The 2,525-nt window shown below is 36.8% G+C and carries 2 protein-coding genes; both read right to left on the reverse strand.

The window, feature by feature from the left end:
• Window positions 1-224: 224 nt before the first annotated feature.
• Window positions 225-1,379 carry a cell division protein FtsZ gene (ftsZ, locus tag Q0200_RS07630; RefSeq protein ID WP_297939912.1) on the reverse strand — a complete coding sequence of 385 codons (1,155 nt, stop codon included), beginning with the start codon at window positions 1,377-1,379 and terminating at the stop codon, window positions 225-227.
• A 17-nt stretch (window positions 1,380-1,396) separates the two neighbouring features.
• Window positions 1,397-2,525 (reverse strand): cell division protein FtsA (gene ftsA, locus Q0200_RS07635; protein WP_297939916.1); only part of this gene is annotated, 1,129 nt, incomplete at its 5' end.

Consider the following 2,525-nt stretch of genomic DNA (forward strand, 5'->3'; position numbering starts at 1 on the left):
TAGCCAAAATATTATTTAATATTTATAAAATTTAATTATTTTAGATGATATGTGTGGAGTTTGCGGTACTTTTATGATTTGTTTTACAAAGATTTTTATTGAATTATTCTATAATGTTAAATGTATAATAGGTGATGGAGATATAAATTTACGCTAAACTAAGTATTTTAAAATGCCAATGCAATAAAACATAGAAGGATTAGGGATAAACCCAATCCTTTTTATTAATCCATTTGGTTTCTTATATAAGATGGTGTTTCTAGCACATTGGTTACTTCTTCGCTATTGTATCCACCGCTAACTTTTAGTCTGGTTATTCTTTCGTCCAAGATCGGATTTCTTGATTTTTTAAATGCGGCATCAGGAGTAGAAGCTACAGGGGTAGGTTTTTCTTCTTCTTTATCTCTAAAACCAGTAGCAATTATGGTAACTTGAATTTTGTTATTCTCAAAACTTTCGTCGCTTGTAGTTCCGAAGATGATATCGGCTTCATCGTCTACGGCTTTTTGCACTAGGTTCATAGCTTCCTCGATGTCGCTAAAAGGAGAATCTGGATGATATTTAAAGTGTACTAGAACGCCTACTGCACCGTTTATAGTGATATCGCTTAGCAACGGAGATTGTATTGCATTTTTTATTGCTTCCTGGGCTGCGCCTTCGCCTTCTGATTCGCCTATGCCAAGTAGAGCCATACCGCGATGTTCCATTACTTTTTTAACGTCTGCAAAGTCAGAGTTTATGTCGCTATTTCCTGAATCAAGTACGATAGTACACATGCCACTGACGGCTCGTGCTAAAACGTTATCAACTATTTTAAAACTTTCTTTTATACCGGCTTTTTTATCAATTAGAGATTTTAATCTTTGGTTTGGGATTACCACTATAGAATCAGACTCTTTTTTTAGTTCATTTAGTCCTTTCAAAGCCAGGTTATAACGCTTTTTACCTTCAAATTCAAACGGCATAGTAACTACTGAGATTGTTAGAGCGCCGATCTCTTTAGCTGCCTGCGCTACTACCGGAGCTGCGCCGGTACCTGTACCGCCTCCTAGACCTGATGCTATAAATACGATATCTGAGTATTCAAGCGTAGATTTTATCTCTTCGTAACTTTCCTGGGCGGCTTTAGTTCCAACGTCTGGATTCATGCCTGCGCCAAGCCCTTTTGTGATCTTTTCTCCAAGTTGAAGTTTGGTAAAAGCCAAAGAGCTATCAAGTGCTTTTACATCGGTATTGGCAACTATTAGATCAATGTCCATCTCGTCGCCTTTTTCTCTAATAATATGATTTATCATATTTCCGCCGCCACCGCCTACGCCTACCACTTTTATCTTTGCGCCGTATGAAGGCTTTTTCTCTTCTACCGTAAAGTTACCCATATTAACCTAATCTCCTTTTAAAATAGTTGTGTTATTTTATTCCAAATTACTGAAAAAATATTTGGTTTTTTTTCTTTTTTATTTAAATCTTCATTTAGTTCGTCTTGTAAAGTTCTGTCGTCATCTATTCTCAAATCATCTATATAGTTATCATCTAAAGTGCTTCCCTTGAAGAATTTATTATCTACTTCTTCGAGATTTTTTCTGTCTTCGGTTTTTATTCCATTGTCATATACTATATCTTTTAAAATTTTATTTTTTACTACGACTTCGTCTTTATATCTCATTTTCTTTTCTGAGTCTATTTCATAAGGTGTAAAGTAGCCTGCGCCGTACATACAAAGCCCGATTGCACAAGAATTCGCTGGATCTCTTAAAATTTCGTAAAGTCCTTCCATTTCTTTTGGTCTTGCTATTCTTACTGGCATATTGTCAAATATTGCCACGGCAAGCTCTCTAATGCCCTCAAGCTTAGTCATGCCGCCGGTAAGTACTACGCCTGCAGCTATTGAGTTTTTATACCCACTATCTTCGAGCATTTTTGCTAGAATCATTAATGTTTCTTCAGCTCTTGCGTAAATGACGTTTGAGATAATATCAAGTGAGACTTCTTGCACTTTGCCGTCTTCATTAATCGGAGGAATTTCAACTAGCTCATTAGCGTTATTTAATAAAATACCGTAATTTAATTTTATATCTTCGGCCTTTAAAATAGGCGTATGAAGCGCAGCGGATAGGTCGTTTGTTATATTTGATGATCCTATGCCTAAAAATTCATTATATCTTATTGAATTTCCAGAGTGAATTATCATATTGCAAGTTGCACCGCCCATATCTATAAATGCTACACCCAAATCTTTTTCACCTTGATTTAGCGTCGCGATAGCCGAAGCGTAGCTGGAAAGTACGATATTATCAGGCTCGACTCCAGCTAAATTTAATGCTTTTCTTAGGTTACTAAGAGATGATTTTTGCGCCATTATGATGTGCGTTTGCACCTCAAGCCTGCTACCGTTCATACCCAAAGGATCTTCTATATGCTCTTGATCGTCTACTTTAAAATTATAAGGAAGTATGTGCAACTTCTCGTAGTCGCTGTGGATCTGCGCTCTTCGCTCGGATTCGGACATCGAGCGGTGGATCTCT

Origin of the sequence: uncultured Campylobacter sp., from assembly GCF_938045225.1 — a bacterium.
Classification (GTDB): Bacteria; Campylobacterota; Campylobacteria; order Campylobacterales; family Campylobacteraceae; genus Campylobacter_A.